The sequence below is a fragment of the Desulfovibrio desulfuricans DSM 642 genome, from assembly GCF_000420465.1.
GTDB lineage: Bacteria > Desulfobacterota > Desulfovibrionia > Desulfovibrionales > Desulfovibrionaceae > Desulfovibrio > Desulfovibrio desulfuricans.
In genome coordinates, this window is record NZ_ATUZ01000001.1 from 40,358 (window position 1) to 61,956 (window position 21,599).

A 21,599-nucleotide genomic window follows, 5' to 3' on the forward strand; every position below is an offset into this window, starting at 1 on the left:
TCAATGTCCCCGGCAAGGCTGATAAAGTTTTATCCGCGCATTCGCGCTTTATCTCTGGGCCTCCATACAGATTCGTTCGCACTGAATATGTGTCTTGCACAAAAAGGCACACCTTCATTGAAAATTGCGATATAAAATTTATACAAAAAGACAATTCCTGAAGATCAAACCACTACAATATTTATGACCGATAAATATTCATACCGCATAATATGTATGTTTGTGATTTTTATTACATACTACTTAATATAAAAAATTTTCCCATCTTTCATGCTGCATACGTTGAATAAATTATAAAGATTGATCAATCATTCAGCATAATATTGTTGCCACGATTTTTCATATCTGGCATTGTTTCAGGTATCCATTTATTTTCCCTGCCATTGTATACCATAAACGCGAAAAGCCGAGCAGGGACGCCGTAAATTTCATGATGCAGGAGGTTGGCGGATGAAAAGACCAGCTCTATGGGCGTTTATGCTGCTTGCGATTGTTCTTTTTGCCGGACATGAGGCCTTTGCAGCTTCCAGTCTTGGCATCAAGCTACCAGAAGACCCCACCAAGGCATACATCACCCTGGGCATCCTGCTGGTTGCCGCGGTGATGTTTTTTACGGAAGTTGTCCCCCTGCCCATCACGGCCCTGCTTGTGCCGGTGGCTCTGTCTCTCACAAATGTGGTTTCGTCCAAGGTTGCTTTTGGCTACTTTGGCGACCCCACCGTTGTGCTCTTCATGGCCATGTTCATTGTGGGCGAAGCCACGTTTATAACCGGATTTGCAGACAAGGTGGGCGGCCTGGCCGTCAAGCTTTCCAAGGGCAATCCGGTTAAACTCATCGTATACACCATGGCGGCCATCGGCCTGCTTTCAACCGTGCTTTCCAACACCGGCACCACAGTTGTGGCCGTGCCCATGGTGCTTGGCATGTGCATCAAGGCCAAACTTGCACCCGGCAAGGTGCTTATGCCCGTTGCCTTTGCCTCGTCACTGGGCGGCACGGTAACGCTTGTAGGCACGCCGCCCAACGGCATTATCAACTCCATGCTTGCCCAGACAGGGCAAAGCCCCTTTGGATTTTTTGAATTCGGCCTTATCGGCATGCCCTTGCTGGTCGTCGGCCTGCTCTATTACGCAGTTATAGGCCACAAGTTTTTGCCGGAAAAACTGCATGACGACAGCGAAGACGACATTGAAGTTGACGCCAAGATCCGCCGCGAGCACAAGATGTGGCATTCCGTGCTGATTTTTGCCTTTGTGGTCGCCATGATGGCCAGTGAACTTATGCCCTTGACCACCGCCGCCGTTTTGGGCGCCTGCCTTATGGTCATTTCAGGCTGCATGACCATGCGTGAAGCCTTCCGCAGCGTTGACTGGACAACAATTTTTCTGTTCGCGGGCATGCTTTCCATGTCGGCCGCCATGGACAAGTCCGGCGCAGCCGCCATTGTGGCTAACGCCGTGGTGAGCACGGTCAATGACCCGTGGATGCTCATGTTTGTGTGCTGCGCCCTCACCGCCGCCATCACCAACTTCATGTCCAATACCGCCACTGCGGCCCTCATGGCCCCGCTGGCTCTGCCCATCGCCCTTGCCAGCGGCATTTCGCCCCTGCCCATCGCCATGGGCATTGCCATGTCGGCCTCATGCTGCTTCCTGACGCCCATTGCCACCCCGCCCAACACCATCGTGCTTGGCCCCGGCAGATACAGCTTCATGGATTATGTCAAGGCTGGCTGGCCTTTGCAGTTGATTTCGCTCATTATGTGCTGGCTGCTTATCCCGCTGATCTGGCCTTTCCATTGATAGGCCAGCAGCAGTCGTACTTATAAAGAGGAAGACATGAAGGAAATCAATGTTGAGGACATAGCGCGCGCCGTTGCCGACCTTGCAGTGCGCGCCTGCTGCCGCCTGCCGCAGGATATGGTGGACGGCATGCGCAGGGCGCACGAGGCGGAACCCTCGCCCGTGGGTAAAAACATTCTTGAGCAACTGCTGGAAAATGCGGCAATCGCGGCAAGCGATGGCATCCCCATTTGTCAGGATACCGGCCTTGCCGTGGTTTTTGCCGATGTAGGGCAGGATGTGCGCATTGTGGGGGGCGCGTTTGAAGGCGCCGTCAATGAGGGCGTGCGCCGAGGTTATGTGGATGGTTACCTGCGCAAATCCTGTGTGGCGGAGCCATTGTTTGATCGCAAAAATACGCGCGACAACACCCCTGCAGTCATCCACACCCGTCTTGTGCCCGGCGATTCGCTGCGCCTGCGCCTGGCCCCCAAGGGGGCAGGCTCTGAAAACAAGAGCGTGGTCAAAATGCTCGTGCCCGCTGACGGCATTGAAGGCGTGCGCAAGGTGGTGCTGGATGCCGTGCTGGCAGCAGGGCCCAATTCATGTCCGCCCATGGTGGTGGGCGTTGGCCTTGGCGGCACCATGGAAATGGCCGCCATCTGCGCCAAGCGCGCCGCCGCCCGCGACCTTGAAAGCCGCAACCACGATCCGCGCTACGCTGCCTTTGAAGAAGAACTGCTTGAGCTTATCAACAAGACCGGCATCGGGCCTCAGGGCCTTGGCGGGCTGACTACGGCGCTGAAAGTGCATGTGGAGTGGGCGCCCACCCACATTGCCTCCCTGCCTGTGGCCGTGAACATCAACTGCCACGCGGCGCGCCACGCCGAAGTTACGCTGTAGGAGGCCGCCATGTCGGAGAACCAGATGAAAAAAATACGCGCTCCTTTTGACGAAGCCACTGCGCGCTCACTGCGCGCGGGCGACCGGGTGCTGATCTCGGGCACCATTCTTGCCGCGCGGGATGCGGCTCACAAACGCCTGGTGGATACACTGGACAAAGGCGAACCCCTGCCCGTGGATCTGAAGAGCGCGGTGGTCTATTACGTGGGGCCAAGCCCTGCCAAACCCGGTGAAGTGATCGGCGCTGCCGGGCCAACCACCTCGGGCCGAATGGATGCCTATACCCCCCGCCTGCTTGATCAAGGCCTGAAAGGCATGATTGGCAAGGGATACCGCAAGCCTGAAGTGGTGGAAGCCATGAAAAAGCATGGCGTGCCCTACCTTGCCGCCGTGGGCGGTGCAGGCGCTCTGATCGCCCGCAGCATCAAAAAATATACGGTGCTGGCCTACGAAGACCTTGGCCCCGAAGCCGTGGCCGCCATGGAAGTGGAGGATTTTCCCGCCATTGTGGTCATCGACAGCACGGGCGACAACTACTACGAGACAGGGCAGGCCCCGTACAGACGATCCTGACTTGCGGCCGCCCCTGTGCATGCCGAGTGATGAATGCTTGTATTGGCGCAGGCTTGTAGCGCCGTATTGTAATGCCTGATATCTTTATGAAGGAGTAGGTATGGCCTTGAGCAGATCCCCTGTCGATGACCGAACCCGCCTTGATTTCTGGCAAGCGGCTTCTGGCGCTGTACTGGCGCTGTTTGTATGTGTGCATCTTGTGCTGGAAGGAACAGTCGTCCTCAGCCCCGCACTGACCAACGGCATTGCATGGTTGCTTGAAGTCACCATGCTCGCGCAGGTGGCGGCCCCCGTCATCATGCTGCTGATCCTGTTCCACTTTTACATTGCGGCTCGCAAAATGCCCTTCCGCGCCAATGAGCTTGGCGTGTTTGTGCAGCACAGCAAGGGCCTTAAGGAAGTGGATACGTGGTTGTGGCTCGTGCAGGTTTTTACGGCCATCGTTATTCTGGCTGGCGCTTTCTACCACATTTACAGCGTCATGACAGACCTGCCCATCAATGTGGCGGGCAGCGCCAAGCGCCTGCACTCGGGCTGGCTGGCCTTCTACGTGTTCTTTCTGCCTTGCGTCATTCTGCATACGGGCATTGGCGTGTACCGCCTGGCCGTCAAGTTCGGCGTGTGCGTCAAGGCCACGCGCCCGGCGTGGCGCAAGTGGACCTGGATTGTCATGGGCTGTTATCTTCTGCTCGGCGCGGCGGCTCTGACCCGCGTGTGGTTCTTGGGATAGGGGGTGCGTATGCGAGTTTTTGAAAGCGATGTTCTTTGCATAGGCGCCGGCCTGGCTGGGGAACGCGTTGCCGTGGAAGCGGCGCAGGCGGGTTTCAGCGTTATCTGTCTTTCACTGGTGCCGCCCAAGCGGTCGCACTCGTCAGCCGCCATGGGCGGCATGCAGGCGGCGCTGGGCAACTCCATCATGGGCGAAGGCGACTGCCCCGAGGTGCACTTCAACGATACGGTCAAAGGCTCCGACTGGGGCTGCGACCAGGAAGTGGCCCGCCTGTTTGCCGAGACAGGCCCCATCGCCATGCGCGAAATGGCCTGGATGGGCGTTCCCTGGAGCCGCGTTGTGCCCGGCGAACACACCTACTACAAGGGCGGCAAGCCCTTTCAGGCAACGGAAAAAAAGGAAAACGAGGGGCTGATCCACTCCCGCGCCTTTGGCGGCACGGCCAAATGGCGCACCTGTTATACATCTGACGGCACAGGCCACGCCGTGCTGTTCACCCTTGATAACCGACTGCTGCAACTGGGCGTTGACGTGCACGACCGCATGCAGGCCGAGGCCCTGATTCACGATGGACAGCGCTGCATGGGCTGCGTTGCCCGCGACCTGCGCACCGGCGAACTGGTGGGCTATTTCGCCAAGGCAACCCTTATCGCCACGGGCGGTTATGGCCGTATTTACCGGGCCACCACCAATGCTATCATCTGCGACGGCGGCGGCCAGATCACGGCCCTTGAAACGGGCGTTGTGCCTCTGGGCAATATGGAAGCCGTGCAGTTCCACCCCACAGGCACCGTGCCCACGGACATTCTGGTCACAGAAGGCTGCCGCGGCGATGGCGGCACCCTGCTGGACGTGAACGAATACCGCTTTATGCCCGACTATGAGCCGGAAAAGGCGGAGCTTGCCTCGCGCGACGTCGTGTCGCGCCGCATGACTGAGCACATGCGCAAGGGCCTTGGCGTAAAAAGCCCCTATGGCGAGCACTTGTGGCTGGATATTCGCCATCTGGGCGAAAAACATATCACCACAAACCTGCGCGAAGTGTACGACATCTCAACGCACTTCCTGGGCGTAAACCCCATCCACCAGCTTATTCCTGTACGGCCCACCCACCACTACAGCATGGGCGGCGTACGCATCAACAAGGATGGGCACGCCTATGGCCTTGAAGGGCTTTTCTCCGCTGGCGAAGCAGCCTGCTGGGATATGCACGGCTTCAACCGCCTTGGCGGCAACTCGCTGGCCGAGACCATCGTTTCTGGCCGCATTGTGGGCGCAAAGCTGGTGGAATTCCTCAAAGGTTACGAAACTGTTTTCTCCACTCAGGCCATGAAGGACGCTGCCACCAAGGTCAAGGAGCGCATCGCTGCCCTGCTGCGCGGTACCGGTGACGACTGCTACACCCTGCGCAACGCCATGCAGGGCATCATGATGGAGCATGTGGGTATTTTCCGTAACGGCAAGGATCTGGAAGCAGGCGTTGCCAAGTTGCAGGAACTGCTGGAGCGCACCAAGAACATGCGGCTTGCCAGCGGCAACATCCCCGGCCCCAACGCCGAGCTTTCCATGGCCCTGCGCGTACCGGGCATGCTCAAGCTGGCCCTGTGCACGGCCTACGGCGCGCTGATGCGCACAGAAAGCCGTGGCGCGCACGCTCGCGAGGATTACCCCGAGCGCAACGACAAGGAATGGCTCAACCGCACCCTGGCCTACTGGAAGGAAGGCGACACCCTGCCCACCCTCAAGTACGAACCGGCAACGCCGTTCTATATTCTGCCCCCCGGCGACCGTGGATACGGCGGCGGCAAGATCATAACCGCCGACATCAGCCCGGAAAAAATCGTACCGTACGCACAACAGGGGTAAGGAGAGCCATATGGGACGCAATCTGACGTTTGAAATATTCCGTTACAATCCGCTGGATCCGCTCTCGCATCCCCATATGCAGACATTCCAGCTTGAAGAACACAACAGCATGACGCTGTTTATCGCGCTGAACATGATCCGCGAAACGCAGGACGCCTCCTTGCAATTCGACTTTTGCTGCCGCGCCGGCATCTGCGGTTCGTGCGGCATGGTCATCAACGGGCGGCCCGGCCTGGCCTGCCACACGCAGACAAGCGACCTGCCAAGCCACATTACCCTGCATCCCCTGCCGGTGTTCAAGCTCCTGGGCGACCTTTCGGTGGATACGGGCACGTGGTTTCGCAATGTGGGAGCCAAGATCGAATCGTGGATACACACCACCAAGGAGTTTGACCCCAGGGCGCAGGAAGAGCGCATGGGCAACGAACTGGCCACCCAGATATTCGAACTTGACCGCTGCATTGAATGCGGCTGCTGCGTGGCGGCCTGCGGCACGGCCCGCATGCGCGAAGACTTTATCGGCGCAACGGCCATCAACCGCATGGCGCGCTTCTACATTGACCCGCGCGACAACCGCACCCCTGCGGACTATTATGAACTGATCGGCGATGATAGCGGCGTATTTGGCTGCATGGGCCTGCTGGCCTGCGACAACGTCTGCCCCAAGCAACTGCCGCTCCAGGATCAACTGGGCATCATGCGCCGCATGGTGACAATGGAATCTGTGCGCGGTATTTTGCCCGAGTTTATACGCAACAAATTGCAGGGCTGTGGATGCGGCTGTTCCAAATAACAACGCTTGCCTCATGGAATGGGCTGGCATAGTCCGCCCATTCCATTTCCACCAGACGGGAGGGGCAACCCTCGCACTACCCCCAGGGAGGATGCCATGCTGATACTCGACTGGATGCAATCCAAGGTAATTTCCATTCCGCCGACCGCAACCCTGCTCCAGTGCCGGAAGCTGTTCAAGGAACACAAAATAAACCGACTCCCTGTGGTTGACGCCAACAATGTTGTGGTTGGGCTCATCTCGTCTTCCGATGTCCGCAGTTTTGCTCCCAACAAGTCCACGGGGCTCGAAATCATTGAGCTTCTGGAAATCATGAGCGAAACCAAGGCCAGAGATGTCATGGTGGTCGACCCGGTGACCATCACGTACAAAAGCACGATTGAGCAGGCGGCCAAAAGGATGATCGACAGGCACGTTGCCTGCCTGCCCGTGGTGAACGACGAGGAAAAACTGGTGGGCATCATCACTGGCTGGGATGTGTTCAAGGCCTTGCTCGACATAAGCGGCGCAGAACAACCCGGCGTTGAGGTGGGCTTTGTAGTCCCCTATCAGCCGGGCACCCTGCGCGAACTGCTCGACAGGCTCAAGGCGCATGGCATGAGCATTATTTCTGTATTGTCGTCGGCTTCAAACGATGGCATGCGTCAAGTCAAGATACGTTTCAAAGGCCCCGATGCCATGTCGCAGAATGTTGCGCTTGAGCAGTTCCGCGACCATCCCGGCCTGCGTTACTGGGCGCGCGAGGACGAATTTTACCTTAAGTCCAACGTGGATCTGGGCTAAGGCATCACCCCGCCGGCTCACGAAGAGCTGGCTGCGGGGCAGGCCCCATGAACATGCTGTAAAAGTGCCGCCACGGCTGCTGTGCCGTGGCGGTTTTTTCTTATGCCCATCGGCATATTTCCGAGTAGATGCCTTGGCTTCCTTTCTGCAATACGGTATACAAAACGGCATTCCATGTTGCAGGGAGGGGGACATGCCACGCCCAGGGCAAAGGCCTTGCCCGTCCAGCATCGGCGCATTCACTTTCGGCACATCCGGATCCTGTCTTATCACTCCTTGCAGACATGTCTGCCTTCACGCTTCAGGACGCTCCATGCACAAGAACTACGCCTTCCGAACCAATTTCATAATCTGCCTGATTATTGTTATCGGCTTTTCCGTCACTTCTGTCATAGGCTACCGTTCCAATGTGGACACCCTGAAAAAGGAAGCGGAAAGCGTGACGCGCCTGGCCTCAGAAGGCATGATGTATCAGATTGACGCCATTTTTGCCCAATCCATACATATTTCGCTGACAATGGCGCACGACAGTTTTTTGATCAATTTCCTCTCGCAGGAAAGGGAAAACCTGAAAAACCCGGCGTACACGCTGAACATCAGGGAATACCTCGCCGCTTACAGAAAAAAATACAATTATGACTCTGTGTTCCTTGTCTCCATGCAGACAGACCGTTACTACAACTTTTCTGGTGTTGACCGCATTGTTGATTATTCTAATCCAGAGAACAAATGGGTACGGGAATTTATTGCAAGCAAGCAGGAATTTTCACTCAATATTGATAACGACAAAGCTGCGCACGACACCATTACAGTATTTGTAAACTGCGCTGTTAAAAACAAGAATAACGAAACCGTAGGCATTGTGGGCGTTGGTTTTACTGTAACCTCCATCCAGGCCATGCTTATCAAGTATGAGCAGCAATTTGCGGTTAAATCCTATCTTGTGAACGCCGATGGAGCCATCCAGATATCTTCCTCCGCGCAGGGCGGGTCTGCCGAAGATATTTATTCAGCGCAAACCTTTGCCGCAGTAAAAAATACCCTGAAAAAGAACAGCACAGAAATTTCAGACTCATGGTATTCTGGTCATGGTACCGATGGCTATGCCGTCACGCGCTATCTTCCCGCCCCTAATCTTTTCCTCATTACAGACAAAAATACCTCTGAAATAATCAGACAGATCAGAACAAAATACTACACTGGCGCTATTGTTGTTGGATTTACAATGATAATTGTCATTTTTATTGTAACAGCAATAATACGTAGATACAAAAACAAGATAATTTCCCTCACTATTGCTGAAGAATTGAAGTATCACGGCATACTTCAAAACGCCACATCGCAAATTTATGAAAGCATTGTTGAGTTTGACATAACCAATGATGTTGCCTGCGGTGAGGGCACAAAAAAGTTTATGCAGCAGTTGGGCCTCAAGCCAAACACATCATATAGCACCATGCTGCAAACCATTGTGGCAAAGCATATTCTGCCCGAACACGTGAACCTGTACCTGCAAACTTTCAGCCCGGAATCCATCCGCACAGCCCTGCAGGAGCAGCGTAACAAACTGAGTTGCGATTTCCAGTGCATGCAGAGCAACGGCCAGTACATCTGGTTTAGGGAAACCGGCTATATTTTGCGCTGGGCAGAGAATGATTCCATCCACATTGTCATTTGCCGCCAGAACATTGACCACGACAAAAGACAGGAACTCAGCCTCCAGGATATGGCCCAAAAGGACGGCTTAACTGGTCTTTACAACAAAATGACCACAGAAGCGCTTATTGACAGACGCCTGACGGAACATCAGTGCAACGCTGGCGCCCTGGCCATGATCATGCTTGATATAGACAACTTCAAGGAACTCAACGACTCGTTGGGCCATGTTGCGGGCGACAGGATCATTCAGGAGTTTGCCCAGAGCCTGCGGACGGCCTTTGCACCCGGTGATCTGGTGGGCCGCATCGGCGGCGATGAATTTATTGTTCTTACGTGCCAGCAAAGCAGTGATGCCTTGACCACAAAGCTTGAAGAACTCTGCAAGCGCATCCGCCATACCACGTATGGAGGCGAGGGGCAGCACCACCTCGCCGCAAGCATGGGCGTGGCGCTCTTTTCCCTGCATGGCAACAACTTCAGCGAACTGTACGCAAGTGCAGATGCAGCCCTGTACCGCGCCAAGCAGAAGGGCAAGGACACGTATACCTTTTTTGAAACCGCGCCTTTGGTATAAGCCACGACTGGCCCCAACAGATACGGACAACAGGTTCGGGCCAGTTTAGCTGGACAGTTAGACAGGTGGACAGCAAGAATTGGCCGTTCTACAGGCTGATTTGGGGCAATGCCCAAGGGGTGACTCTGCCTTGCCGCTGACCCCTCAGCCCCGGCGGCAAATGAGGGGTGTCCGCGTCAGCTATCCTGCGGGAATGGCAGCCGTTTTTTCTCACAGTTTGTGAGGCAGCGACAGATCGCCGCCACGTTGGCCGAGGCCATGCCCTTGCGCCACACAAGCTCGGTTACGGCATCACACAGGGGGTGTTCAAGGGCATGCACGGAAAGCATGCCGTTGGTACGGCACAGCTCAAGAACCGATGCCGGAACCACTCCAACCCCCATGCCCGCAATAACGCCCCCCACAATGGCGTGGTACGAAGCCAGCTCAACAATATGCTGCGGCTCCCACCCGTAGGCCCGAAACCAGTTCACCAGCCTGTTCCGGTAGGCGCACCCTCCCTGAAAAGCCAACACGGCCTTGCGCCCTATGTCGTCCGGCGTATGGATGGGCGGATGCTCCCTGGTGGCAATCAGCACCAGCCGCTCAGTAAAGGCCTCCATCCTCTCCAGCCGTTCATCACTGGGCGCATCAACCACAAATACCGCATCCAGCCTGTTTTCCAGAATATCCCCGTACAGGGAACTGCTGGTGCCTATCACAAGCTCAAGCTCTATGCCGGGATATTCCGCGTGCAAACGGGCCAGAACTTCGGGCAAACGGGCCGCAGCCGCACTTTCCAGTGCGCCAATGCGTAGCCTCCCGCCCGGCTCCATACCCTTTACGCACAGCTCGGCTTCATCCATCAGCGCGGTTATCCGGCGGGCATAGGTGTAAAGCGTCTGCCCCCTCGCAGTGGGCAGCAAGCGCTTTTTTTCCCGTAAAAACAGCGGGATGCCCAGTTCTTCTTCCATCAGCATAATGCGGGCGGTAACGCCCGAGGGCACCCGGTGCAAAGCCTTGGCGGCGTGGCTTATGCTGCCGGTTTCCATGACGGCCATGAATGTGCGCAGGTCTGAGACTTCCATTTGTTCACCATTTATGACTGTTTCTTTCATTTTTATTCATTTGCCATGATGACTATCATCTCATAACGTATGCCGCAAGCCGCCCGTTGTCGTTGACAGGAAAAACCCTCACTTGCCAAATTTCTGCCAACGGCAACGGGAGGCGGCAGAAACCCCGAACATCAGGAATACCCTATGCGCGCAACATGGAAACTGCTTTGGCAGACCGCAATTCTGACAGGCATATTCTGGGGATGCGATCAGCTCACACGGCTGACAGGCATCCCCATCCCCGGCAACGTGCTGGGCATAATCGTACTGTTTTTTCTGCTGCTCACCGGCATTGTAAAAGAAAGCCACATCAGCATGGCGGCAGAATTTCTGCTGAAGCATCTCGTGTTCTTTTTTGTGCCCATTGCGGTAGGGCTGATGCAATGGGGGAGCGTTTTTTATGATTACGGATGGGTGCTTGCGGCTGCTATTGTAGGCAGTACAGCCCTGCCGCTGGTGATTGTGGGCTTTATGGCCCGTGCCCTGCGCCGCGCTACGCCTGAAAAGAAAGAGGAAGAAGCAGCATGCAGATCATAAACACTTTTTTGTGTGTGGCGGGCACCGTGCTGGCATACGCGCTGGTGCGCAGCCTGTATATGCGGTACAAGCATCCGCTCATCAATATCGTGGCTGGCAGCGCCGCCATAGTCATTGCAGTGCTGGTGCTGTGCGATGTTCCCTATGAAACCTATGAACCAGCCCGGCAGGTCATGACCTTGCTTATTGGCCCGGCAACGGTCAGCCTTGCGCTGCCCTTGTACCGCTATCGGCACCTGCTGTTGCGCAATGCCGTGCCCATTCTTGCAAGCGTGTGCACTGGGGCCTTTGCAGCCATGCTCTCTGCCGGGGTTATTGCCAGACTGGGCGGCCTGCCGGAAGACGTGGTAATTTCCATTCTTCCCAAGGGGGTTTCCATCCCCTTCGCCGTTGAGGTGGCATCCATGTATGGCGGCATCCCGTCCCTGACTGCGGCCTTTGTTGTGGCTACCGGTACGCTCGGCTCCCTTTTGGGTTTGTGGGGGCTGAACGTCATACGCATCAAGGATCCCTTTGCACGCGGCCTGACCATGGGCACAATTTCGCATGCTCAGGGGACAGCCGTTGCCTTGCAGGAAGGGCAGGAACAGGGGGCGATGGGCGGCCTGGCCATGATTCTGGCAGGCATTCTTACTGCCGCTCTGGCGCCTGTGGCAGTCTGGATAGTGCAGCGGCTGCCACTGCTGTAGCTCTATCTGCTGCTCTTGCGAGGGCGAACTTTTTTGCGATGCGGTCGGCCTGCCGACCGCATCGCTTTTGTACAGACTATTTCCAGCTTTTCTGGCTTAGTCAGGTTGAGTGGATTGACCTGAATCACCAGCCTGGCCAATCTGATCTGCCCGCCATTCCAGCCACTGCACGGCCACTTCAATCAGGCGGTAGGGATCAATGGGTTTTGCAAGATGGTCGTTCATACCCGCTGCAAGGCTTTTTTCCCTGTCGCCCACCATGCTGTCGGCGGTGAGAGCAATGATCGGCGTGTGGGCATAACGCGCCTGGGCGCGAAGCCGTTTTGCAGCTTCGATGCCGTCCATCTGAGGCATATGGATATCCATAAACACCATGGTGTAATCTGTTCCTTCCGCCTTTTGCAGCGCTTCAAGACCGGAACTGGCAATATCCACAACAAAGCCAGCTGATTCCAGCAATTCTCTGGCCACCAGCTGATTAACCTCGTTATCTTCGGCAAGCAGCACCCTGCGCCCTCTGTATTCGGCCGGGATGCGCAACTCCTGGGGCAGGCCGGATGAATCTTCATCAACTACCCGCTGCCCAAAAACATCCAGGATGGCGTGTTGCAACAGTGAAGGGCTGACAGGCTTGATGAGAAAATGGCTGATGCCCTCGGCCTGAGCCTCTTCCATGATTTCTTCCCGCCCATAGGCAGTGACCATGATGACGGTAGGGATATAGGACAGTTCACGGCATCCGCGCAGCAGCCGCACCACCTGAATGCCGTTATTGCCTGGCATCTTCCAGTCCATCAGCACCAGATCATAGGGGTCGCCGCTTTCTGCGGCGCTCACCAGTTCTTCCAGCGCGGCATCGCCGCAGTCAGCCGTGCCGGACCGCAAACCCATATCTTCCAGCTCTTGCCGGAGAATTTCGCGGCTTGAGAAGGAATCGTCCACCACAAGCACCCTGCGCTCGGAAAGGTTTTTCATGGCCGGGACAGGCTTTCTCTGGGGATTTTCCTGCAAGTCCAGATTGACGGTAAAGTAAAACGTGCTGCCCTTGCCGAGCTCGCTTTCTGCGCCTATATCGCCCCCCATCATCTCCACAATCCGCTTGCTGATGGAAAGGCCAAGGCCGGTGCCGCCAAAACGCCGTGTTGTGGATGAATCCCCCTGGGTAAATTCCTGAAACAGCTTGTCCAGCTGCTCTTGCCCCATGCCAATGCCCGTGTCTGCCACAGTAAAACGCAGCTGCGCCTTCTGGTCTTTTTGCTCCTCAAGCGCAACGCGCACCACAACCTCGCCAGCAGGCGTGAACTTGATGGCATTGCCCACAAGATTAACCAGTACCTGCCCCAGCCGCAGAGGATCACCCTTGAAAAACAGGGGAACCTCCCGGTCGATACGCAACAAAAGCTCAATATTTTTGCCGCCAGACTTGGTTGTATCCAGACTCGATAGTCCCAAAAGGACTTCTTCCAGGTTAAAGTCCAAATATTCCATGTCCATGCGACCAGCTTCAATCTTGGAGAAATCCAGGATGTCGTCAATGATCCGCAAAAGGGATTTTGCGGAACTATCAATATTTTTCAAATAATTACGCTGTGTTGCATTAAGAGGCGTGCGCAGGGTCAAATGGGTAAGCCCCACAACGGCATTCATGGGGGTGCGGATTTCATGGCTCATATTGGCAAGAAATTCGCTCTTGGCTTTGCTGGCCTGTTCTGCCGCCTGCTGGCTTTCCACAAGGTCGGTAATATCCCGACAATCTTCAATAATGCCAAGAAGCTCGCCATCCGGCGAAAGAAATGGCGTGGCAACCAGATCGCAAAATACCCATGTACCGTCTTTTTTTCGCCTCTGCTGGCGGATGGCAGCCCGAGTCTCGCCGTTAAGAATGCGCTTGCCAACACAATCAGAGCCGCAGTCAGACCCACGGGGGTATTCACCGCACCAGTGCCCCACCATGTCTTCACGCGAGTAGCCAAAACAGTTTACGTAGGTATCGTTGACTTCCTTGACTATAAAGTTGCGGTCAATAACCCGCATGGCGCTGCCCGCAGCATTGAATATCTGCGACATTTCCATTTGGGCACGGCGTAGGGCCTGTTCTGCGGCCCGGCGTTCCGTCACGTCTGTCCCCATGTAGACCATGCCGTAAACTGTACCGTCCGGCTCAAACAGCGGAACGCGCACAACATCCAGAATATGTTGTTCGCCAACGGCATCATACCGGACTTCTTCAGTTTTATGCACTTTACCGGTTTCTATAACCAGTTTGTCCAAGCTCATCCCCTGTTCTGCAAGTTCAGGAGAAAGCAGATCGGCTATGTTTTTTCCCACAACGTAGGATTCGGCATAGCCCGTGAATGTTTCAAAAAACTTGTTCGCCATGATGTAGCGGGCTTGCGAATCCTTAAGCATCATGAGGCTTGGCAGGTTATCCACAATGCTGCGCAATTGCTGTTTGCGCTGCCACAGGGCTGAGGCGCTGGCTCTGGCCGCTTCCAGAGCTTTTTGCCGCTCTGCCGATTCCTGTGCGAGCTTGCGGTTCCAGATCAAAATAACCGCAAGCAGGCTGCCCAGAAACACTGCCGCCACCCCGCCGATCTGCAAAACGAGCATCCAGTTCATGGCGCGCTCAATCCGCAGATTGGCCCAGCGCTTCATGATTGCGGCCATCTGCTCATGGGGGATGTTGTCCAGTGTTTTATTCAAGATTTCGACAAGCTGCGGCCAGTCTGAGCGCACGGCCACCCGGGCGGAATACTGCAACTGCGGCAGCAGGCCCACGCGCAGATCGCGCAGGTTTTTGTTCACCACCGCATATTCCACAGAAAGTGCAATGCCCACCATAGCATCGATCTGCCCGCCCTGCACCGCGGAAAGGCCCTCTATCAAGCTGGAGACCTCCACGATTTTTGATCGCGGCAACTGGGCGCGCAAATACCCTGCAAGGCCTGCATGATCATGCACTGCCACACTTTTGCCGGCCAGATCGCCAGGGCTGGTGACCAAACGCTCGGAGTCAAGCGTTGCAACGGCTAGCGGCAGCTGCAAAAAAGGATTGGTAAACAGCCAGGGGCCGCCCTCTGGCGGCGTGCCTTCCAGAAAAGGCTCCACGTCCGCACGGCGGGGGCCTGTGGTTTCCTTCAGCACATCGGAAGAAACAGGCTGTATGGCAACATTAAGATAACGCCCCACAACCTGAATGAGGTTCATGCCAATACCGTTGTATGTGCCCTCGCTATCCATAAATTCAATGGGATGCCAATCATCTTCCAGGGCAACACGCAGGGTCTGATGGCTTGCCAGCCACTCCCTCTCAGCTGGGGTGAGTAGCAGGGAGCGAGGCATGTCGCCCCAAACGCGGTGCACGGGGTTACGAACCCACCGTTCTTCCAGTGCCACCATTTCAGCGCGTGATATGCGCGAAAGCCCTTCGTCCATCAAACGGGCAAGGTCGTCCCTGTTGCGCAGCACAGCCGGATGAAGGTTGCGCGAAAAAAGGGGAAAGGCCTGAGGCATAAAAAAGCTGTTAAGCCCCAACCGGTCAATTGTGCCATAAGCGGAAGGGAAGTTGCTCGCTATGCCGTCTGCCAGCCCGTTGGCCACAGACATGAACATTTCTGCCCCGTTGCGCACCACCATCAATTGAACCCTGGGGAAATGCTCCCGCATGTAATCTTCCTGCAACGAGCCTTCAAGCACGACAATGGTCGCATCCCCCAACTGGCTTGGGTCCGTAATTCTTTGCCCGGCAGAGGTTGAAAGCAAAAGCCCCCCCATACCGGGGGAAATGGCCGGGCCAAACTTTGCCCAGCGGGCTCTGTCGGGAGTGATATACATGCTGAAGTGGATGTCGGCCCGCCCCGAATGGAGGGCATCAAGAGAATCCTGCCAGTCGCCCATGATAAATCTCACAGGTCTGCCAACTTTTTCGCCCCACAGTCGCCACAGGTCAATCATCAAGCCGACAGGTTCTCCTGTTTTTGAAACAAAAGACAGCGGCTCGTTATCCTTCATGCAGACAATTGTGATGGGGTCGGCGCTGGCTGCCGTGGAAGAATCCGTAGCGCACAGTGTCAGATTCGCAGGAGCAAGAACCAGCAGAAGCAGGCAGCAGAAAGCGGTGTGGAAAAATTTGACCATGGCTACCTCGCTGGTTCTCTTGCAGGAATTATACTTAATTTCTTATAGCAGTAACAGCCGCATTGCAATATTCTCCCCTTGCCATTGCCCTCCGCCAAAAAATTTCTTGCGAAACGGGATGTTGCAGGGGCAAAGATACGCGCAACCGCATATGAATGCCCTGCCGGGATCAGGCTCAGGAGCGCGCTTTGACGCGCCTGGCCCGACAGGGATATGATTGGCGTGCGTAATTGCGCAGACGCGGGCTCTCCGCCTTGCTCCGCAAGGAGCCCACATGCTGGATCAATGAGGTATGTATGTATATTATCACTGGTGGCGCAGGTTTTATCGGCAGCGCCATGCTCTGGCGGCTGAACCAGGCAGGCATAACCGACATACTGGTGGTGGATAACCTCGGTTCAACGGAAAAGTGGAAGAATCTCGTTAACCGGCGATACTCCCGCTATGTACACAGGTCTGAATTTCTGGAAATGCTGCGCGCCAACACGCTGGGCGGCAAGGTAGAGGCAATCGTGCACATGGGCGCCTGTTCTTCCACCACAGAAAAGGACGCAGACTTTCTGATGGCCAACAACACGGCCTATACTGTGGAGCTGTGCAGATTTGCCCTGGAACACGGAGCGCGCTTTATCAATGCCGGGTCAGCCGCTACATACGGGGATGGCTCACAGGGGTTCTCTGACAGGCCGGAAACGACCCGCCGCCTCAAGCCCCTGAACATGTATGGCTACTCCAAACACCTTTTCGATTTGTGGCTGCTGGATAACAAACTTACAGAGAGCGTGGCCAGCCTCAAGTTTTTCAACGTCTACGGCCCCAATGAATACCACAAGGGCGACATGCGCAGCGTGGCCTGCAAGGCCTTTTATGAAATCAGCACTACGGGGAGTTTGCGGCTTTTCAGATCAAACACGCCGGATTTTGCCGATGGCGGCCAGATGCGCGATTTTGTCTACGTGAAGGATTGCGTGGAGTTGATGTTCTGGCTGCTTGAAAACCCGGCAACCAATGGCATTCTCAATGTTGGCACGGGCAAGGCCCGGAGCTGGAACGACCTGGCCTGTGCCATATTTGCCGCATTAGGCAAAAAGCCTCAGATTGAATATATGGACATGCCAGAAGCCTTGCGCGGAAAATACCAGAACTTCACCCAGGCGGATATGAGCTGGATGCAGGAAACAAACTGCCCAGTGCGCTTTACATCGCTGGAACAGGGCATTGCGGACTATGTGGGCAACTATCTGGCCCAGAGCGATCCCTATCTTGAAATGCCCGCCTGATTAAATGCAGCGGGCACATACCCAAGCGGGTAAAACTCTGATGGGGGAATGCCGCAGTCATCTGCAAATGGTTCAGCGGTCTGCGGCCTGCATGGCCTCAGCCCACAGCGGAGCAGCCTGATCCTTGGCTGAAAGCAGAGGTTCGTCCACGGGCCAGACAACGCCCAGGGTCGGGTCGTTCCAGCGGATGGCCGCTTCGTCCTCAGGGCAGTAGTAATCTGTGCACTTGTAGTGAAAATGGGCAATTTCGCTGGTCACGACAAAGCCATGCGCTAAACCGGGCTGCACCCACATCTGCCACTGGTTTTGCTGCGAAAGCTCTACACCAAACCACTTGCCGAACGTGAGGGAATCCCGCCGAATATCCACAGCCACATCAAATACGCTGCCCAGCGAAACATAGACCAGTTTGCCCTGAGGGCGTGTTTTCTGATAATGCAGGCCGCGCAGAATGCCACGGGCGGACATGGAATGGTTATCCTGCACAAAGGGCATATCAATGCCTGCCGCCTCGTAGCGTTGCTGCTGCCAGGTTTCCACAAAATAACCGCGTTGATCACCCCATACCTTGGGTTTGATCAAGAGCACCCCGGCAATCGGCGTCTGAACTACTTCCACAGCCCAATCCCCGTATCCACAAGTTCAAGAAGATATTTCCCGTAGCCGGTCTTGGCCATGGGTTTTGCCAGTGCGCGCACGGCGTCTGCATCAATATAGCCGTTGCGCCAGGCTATTTCCTCCAGGCAGGCCACTTTGAGCCCCTGGCGTTTTTCTACCGCCTGCACAAAGGCTCCGGCATCCATGAGGGAATCATGCGTGCCGGTATCAAGCCAGGCAATGCCCCGCCCCATAAGCTCCACATGCAGATTGCCCTGCTGCAGATAGGCGTTGTTCACATCCGTGATTTCCAGTTCGCCCCGGGCCGAGGGGCGGACGGCGCGGGCGAGATCCAGCACCTTTTGGTCATAAAAGTACAGGCCTGTCACCGCAAAGTTGGATTTGGGGAGGGCTGGTTTTTCTTCAATGCTGACCACATGCCGCTGATCGTCAAATTCCACTACGCCGTAACGCTCAGGATCGCGCACATGGTAGCCAAAAATGGTCGCTCCGCATTCGCGGGCCATGGCTGCGCGTGTAAGTGTTGGCAATCCATGGCCGAAGAAAACATTATCCCCCAAAATCAGGCAGGTGTTGTGCCCTGCAATGTGGTCTTCCGCCAACAAAAAAGCCTGGGCCAGCCCTTCAGGACGGGGTTGCACGATGTAGCTGAAATTGCAGCCCAGTTGCGAGCCGTCGTGCAGCAAAGCCTTATAGAGGGGCAGGTGCTCTGGGGTGGAAATAAGGCAGATATCCCGAATGCCCGCCATCATCAGAATAGACAGCGGGTAGTAAATCATGGGTTTGTCATAGATGGGCATGAGTTGCTTGCTCACGCTCAGAGTCAATGGATACAGGCGCGAGCCAGAGCCCCCTGCCAGAACAATTCCTTTCCAGCCGCTCATGCCGCCCCCGTCTTTCAGTTGGCCCCACCGCAAGCGCGATGGGCGTAGTTGGCTGCAATCCATTTTCTGTAAGCGCCGCTGCGGACATTTTCAACCCACGCGGTATTTTCAAGATACCAGCGAACGGTTTCACGCAGTCCGGAATCAAACTTGTGGGTCGGCTTCCAGCCAAGCTCCGCTTCTATTCTGCTGCAGTCTATGGCGTACCGAAAATCATGACCGGGCCTGTCGGCCACATATGCAATTTGATCGGCATAAGGCCCGCGAACCGAGGGAACCAACTGGTCAAGGATGGCGCACACGGCCAGCACAACCTCAAGGTTGGTCTTTTCCGCATGCCCGCCGATGTTGTAACAACGCCCCACCCTGCCCGCTTCAAGCACGCGGGCTATGGCAGCGCAATGGTCCTCTACATGCAGCCAGTCGCGAATATTGGCCCCCTTGCCGTAGACAGGCAAAGGCTTGCCGTCAAGGGCATTGCAGATCATCAGGGGAATGAGTTTTTCAGGGAACTGGCGCGGCCCGTAATTATTGGAACAATTGGTGAGCAGCACCGGGAGGCCGTAGGTTTCGTGAAAGGCGCGCGCCATATGGTCGCTGGCGGCCTTGGACGCAGAATATGGGCTGTTGGGGCTGTAGGGGGTCGCTTCTGTAAAAGGCGGATCGCCCGGCTGCAACGCGCCATAGACCTCATCGGTAGACACGTGCAGAAAACGAAAGGCTGAAGCGCGCTCCGCAGGCAGAGTTCGCCACCACTGGGCAGCCACCCTCAGCAGCGTGGCCGTACCCAGCACATTGGTGCGCACAAAAGCCTCGGGATCAACAATGGAACGGTCAACGTGGCTTTCCGCAGCAAAATTCACGATGGCATCGGGCTGGAAGGCTTCCAGCAGCCAGGCAACCAGCTCGGCATTGCCGATGTCGCCGCGCACAAAGACGTAATCCGGGTCGCCATTCAGCGTTGCCAGATTCGCAGGATTGCCAGCGTAGGTCAGCTTGTCGAGGTTAACCACACGCACACCCTGCCGCCGGGCCTGAAGGACGTAACAGGACCCGATAAAACCCGAACCGCCGGTAACCAGCTGACAGGGCATGCGCGCGTTCAAATTACAGCCTCCAGAGATCAAACCCGGCATCAAGCATTTCCTGCTTGTTCCAGAACCCCTTGATATCCATAAGCGTAACCGCATCGCCTGCAAACATGGCGCGTATGGCCGCATGATCAAGCTGGCGGAAACTCTCGTGCGATACAGCCAGGATAAGAACATCCAGATTTTTGAGATCGCTCAGGGGCAATAACGTCTGCCCGTATTCGTGATGGGCTTCCGCAGCATCGGCCTCGGGATCATGCACCAGAGCCGTGATGCCGTATTCCTTCAGTTCCGCTATGATGTCCACCACGCGGGTATTGCGGATGTCTGGCACATTTTCCTTGAACGTAAAACCCAGCAGGCCCACGCGCGCGCCCTTGACGTGTTTGTCCGCATTGATGAGGCGTTTGACGCAGATTTCAGCCACATACTTGCCCATGCCGTCGTTGATGCGGCGGCCTGCAAGAATAACCTCGGGGTGGCAGCCGATTTCTTCGGCCTTGTAGGTCAGGTAATAGGGGTCCACGCCAATGCAGTGCCCACCCACAAGCCCCGGACGGAACGGCAGGAAGTTCCACTTGCTGCCTGCGGCCTCAAGCACTTCCAGCGTATCGATGCCCATGCGGTTGAAAATAAGGGCCAATTCGTTCATCAGGGCGATGTTGATATCACGCTGCGTGTTTTCAATAACCTTGGCGGCCTCGGCCACCTTTATGCACGAAGCCCTGTGGATGCCCGCCGTCACCACCGCGCCATAGACCTTAACCAGCAGGTCTGCGGTGGGGGCGTCAGAGCCGGAAACAACCTTGCGGATGGTTTCAAGCCGGTGAACCTTGTCACCAGGATTGATGCGCTCGGGTGAATACCCCACGGTAAAATCCGCAGGAAAGCGCATGCCGGATTCTTTTTCCAGCAGGGGGATGCATTCGTCCTCGGTAACGCCAGGGTATACCGTAGACTCATAGCACACCACGCAGCCCTTGGGCATATGGCGTCCAACCGTGCGACTGGCGCCCACCACAGGCGTAAGATCGGGCTGTCGGTGACTGTCTACCGGGGTAGGCACGGCCACGATGATCACTCCCGCCTTGGCAAGCTCGGCTGCATCGCTGGTAAAACGGGCCGTGCTGGCGGCAAGGGAAGCATCGTCAACCTCATTGGTGGCATCGTGCCCCTTGTTGAGTGCATCTACCCGCGCCACGTTGATATCAAAGCCAATGACATCAAAGTGATGGGAAAGGGCAACAGCCAAGGGCAAGCCCACATAACCCAGACCAACCACAGCCACGGAAGATTTTTTTGCCAACAGGTCTTCAAATGAAACCATCTGATTGTCCTCAATACTACTGGATTCCTTCTAAAGGAACCACAGACGCAATCTTGTGTGAAGTAAAAAAGTCCGCATCGCAGCGTGGGCCGACATGCCGCATGAACAGTAAAGCTGCAACACCTTTGAACACTCTGTGATCACCTGATTTTCAAGAAAAGAACAAAAATCACATGAAAATCAGCATGCTTTTTTTCAGGCCCATTCCGTTATTTCAGACGGCCCAGCCCCTATGGGCCTCGGCGGCAACGAGTAGTATTGGACTGTCCACTGAAT

General features: G+C 55.8%; 17 protein-coding genes. 11 read left to right on the forward strand and 6 right to left on the reverse strand.

Annotation, left to right across the window (positions count from 1 at the left end; genetic code table 11):
- The first annotated feature begins 477 nt into the window (after positions 1 to 477).
- The 8 genes from G449_RS0100210 (at position 478) to G449_RS0100250 (ending at position 9,663) form a co-directional block, all read left to right on the forward strand.
- The gene (locus G449_RS0100210) at positions 478 to 1,803 is read left to right on the forward strand and encodes an SLC13 family permease (RefSeq protein ID WP_245559792.1); all 1,326 of its coding nucleotides are present in this window, start codon (positions 478 to 480) and stop codon (positions 1,801 to 1,803) included.
- A 36-nt stretch (positions 1,804 to 1,839) separates the two neighbouring features.
- Positions 1,840 to 2,685 carry a fumarate hydratase gene (locus G449_RS0100215; RefSeq protein WP_022657292.1) on the forward strand — a complete coding sequence of 282 codons (846 nt, stop codon included), beginning with the start codon at positions 1,840 to 1,842 and terminating at the stop codon, positions 2,683 to 2,685.
- A gap of 9 nt (positions 2,686 to 2,694) precedes the next feature.
- Positions 2,695 to 3,258, forward strand: coding sequence for a Fe-S-containing hydro-lyase (locus G449_RS0100220; protein ID WP_022657293.1), 564 nt, complete (start codon positions 2,695 to 2,697; stop codon positions 3,256 to 3,258).
- A gap of 100 nt (positions 3,259 to 3,358) precedes the next feature.
- On the forward strand, positions 3,359 to 3,988 hold the full coding sequence (locus G449_RS0100225; RefSeq protein ID WP_022657294.1) for a succinate dehydrogenase/fumarate reductase transmembrane subunit: 630 nt from the start codon (positions 3,359 to 3,361) through the stop codon (positions 3,986 to 3,988).
- Between the two features lie 9 nt (positions 3,989 to 3,997).
- On the forward strand, positions 3,998 to 5,854 hold the full coding sequence (locus tag G449_RS0100230; RefSeq protein ID WP_022657295.1) for a fumarate reductase flavoprotein subunit: 1,857 nt from the start codon (positions 3,998 to 4,000) through the stop codon (positions 5,852 to 5,854).
- Between the two features lie 10 nt (positions 5,855 to 5,864).
- Complete coding sequence (locus tag G449_RS0100235; RefSeq protein ID WP_022657296.1) at positions 5,865 to 6,647, forward strand: fumarate reductase iron-sulfur subunit; 783 nt, start codon at positions 5,865 to 5,867, stop codon at positions 6,645 to 6,647.
- A 96-nt stretch (positions 6,648 to 6,743) separates the two neighbouring features.
- Positions 6,744 to 7,430 carry a CBS and ACT domain-containing protein gene (locus tag G449_RS0100240; RefSeq protein ID WP_022657297.1) on the forward strand — a complete coding sequence of 229 codons (687 nt, stop codon included), beginning with the start codon at positions 6,744 to 6,746 and terminating at the stop codon, positions 7,428 to 7,430.
- A gap of 313 nt (positions 7,431 to 7,743) precedes the next feature.
- Entirely contained in the window at positions 7,744 to 9,663 is a 1,920-nt protein-coding gene (locus tag G449_RS0100250; protein ID WP_022657299.1) for a sensor domain-containing diguanylate cyclase, read from the forward strand.
- A gap of 176 nt (positions 9,664 to 9,839) precedes the next feature.
- Here the strand turns inward: G449_RS0100250 and G449_RS0100255 are convergent, their stop codons facing one another.
- Complete coding sequence (locus G449_RS0100255) at positions 9,840 to 10,730, reverse strand: LysR family transcriptional regulator (RefSeq protein WP_027180565.1); 891 nt, start codon at positions 10,728 to 10,730, stop codon at positions 9,840 to 9,842.
- Between the two features lie 174 nt (positions 10,731 to 10,904).
- On the opposite strand from G449_RS0100255, the gene G449_RS0100260 reads away from it, so the two are divergent.
- A complete protein-coding gene (locus G449_RS0100260; RefSeq protein ID WP_022657301.1) occupies positions 10,905 to 11,297 on the forward strand; it encodes a CidA/LrgA family protein in 393 nt (130 codons plus the stop codon).
- Entirely contained in the window at positions 11,285 to 11,986 is a 702-nt protein-coding gene (locus G449_RS0100265; RefSeq protein WP_022657302.1) for an LrgB family protein, read from the forward strand. Before G449_RS0100260 ends, G449_RS0100265 begins: the two co-directional genes overlap by 13 nt.
- A 96-nt stretch (positions 11,987 to 12,082) precedes the next feature.
- Here the strand turns inward: G449_RS0100265 and G449_RS17510 are convergent, their stop codons facing one another.
- The gene (locus tag G449_RS17510) at positions 12,083 to 16,123 is read right to left on the reverse strand and encodes a response regulator (RefSeq protein WP_022657303.1); all 4,041 of its coding nucleotides are present in this window, start codon (positions 16,121 to 16,123) and stop codon (positions 12,083 to 12,085) included.
- A gap of 296 nt (positions 16,124 to 16,419) precedes the next feature.
- On the opposite strand from G449_RS17510, the gene rfaD reads away from it, so the two are divergent.
- A complete protein-coding gene (gene rfaD / locus G449_RS0100275; RefSeq protein ID WP_022657304.1) occupies positions 16,420 to 17,403 on the forward strand; it encodes an ADP-glyceromanno-heptose 6-epimerase in 984 nt (327 codons plus the stop codon).
- Positions 17,404 to 17,475: 72 nt separating this feature from the next.
- Here rfaD and rfbC read toward each other — a convergent pair whose 3' ends face one another.
- The 4 genes from rfbC to G449_RS0100295 are packed head-to-tail and all read right to left on the reverse strand — an operon-like array spanning position 17,476 to position 21,323.
- Complete coding sequence (gene rfbC / locus G449_RS0100280) at positions 17,476 to 18,021, reverse strand: dTDP-4-dehydrorhamnose 3,5-epimerase (RefSeq protein WP_022657305.1); 546 nt, start codon at positions 18,019 to 18,021, stop codon at positions 17,476 to 17,478.
- Complete coding sequence (gene rfbA / locus G449_RS0100285) at positions 18,012 to 18,905, reverse strand: glucose-1-phosphate thymidylyltransferase RfbA (RefSeq protein WP_022657306.1); 894 nt, start codon at positions 18,903 to 18,905, stop codon at positions 18,012 to 18,014. The genes rfbC and rfbA overlap by 10 nt, the downstream gene beginning before the upstream one ends.
- A 14-nt stretch (positions 18,906 to 18,919) precedes the next feature.
- On the reverse strand, positions 18,920 to 19,999 hold the full coding sequence (gene rfbB / locus G449_RS0100290) for a dTDP-glucose 4,6-dehydratase (protein WP_027180566.1): 1,080 nt from the start codon (positions 19,997 to 19,999) through the stop codon (positions 18,920 to 18,922).
- Between the two features lie 13 nt (positions 20,000 to 20,012).
- Entirely contained in the window at positions 20,013 to 21,323 is a 1,311-nt protein-coding gene (locus G449_RS0100295; protein WP_022657308.1) for a nucleotide sugar dehydrogenase, read from the reverse strand.
- Between the last annotated feature and the right edge of the window lie 276 nt (positions 21,324 to 21,599).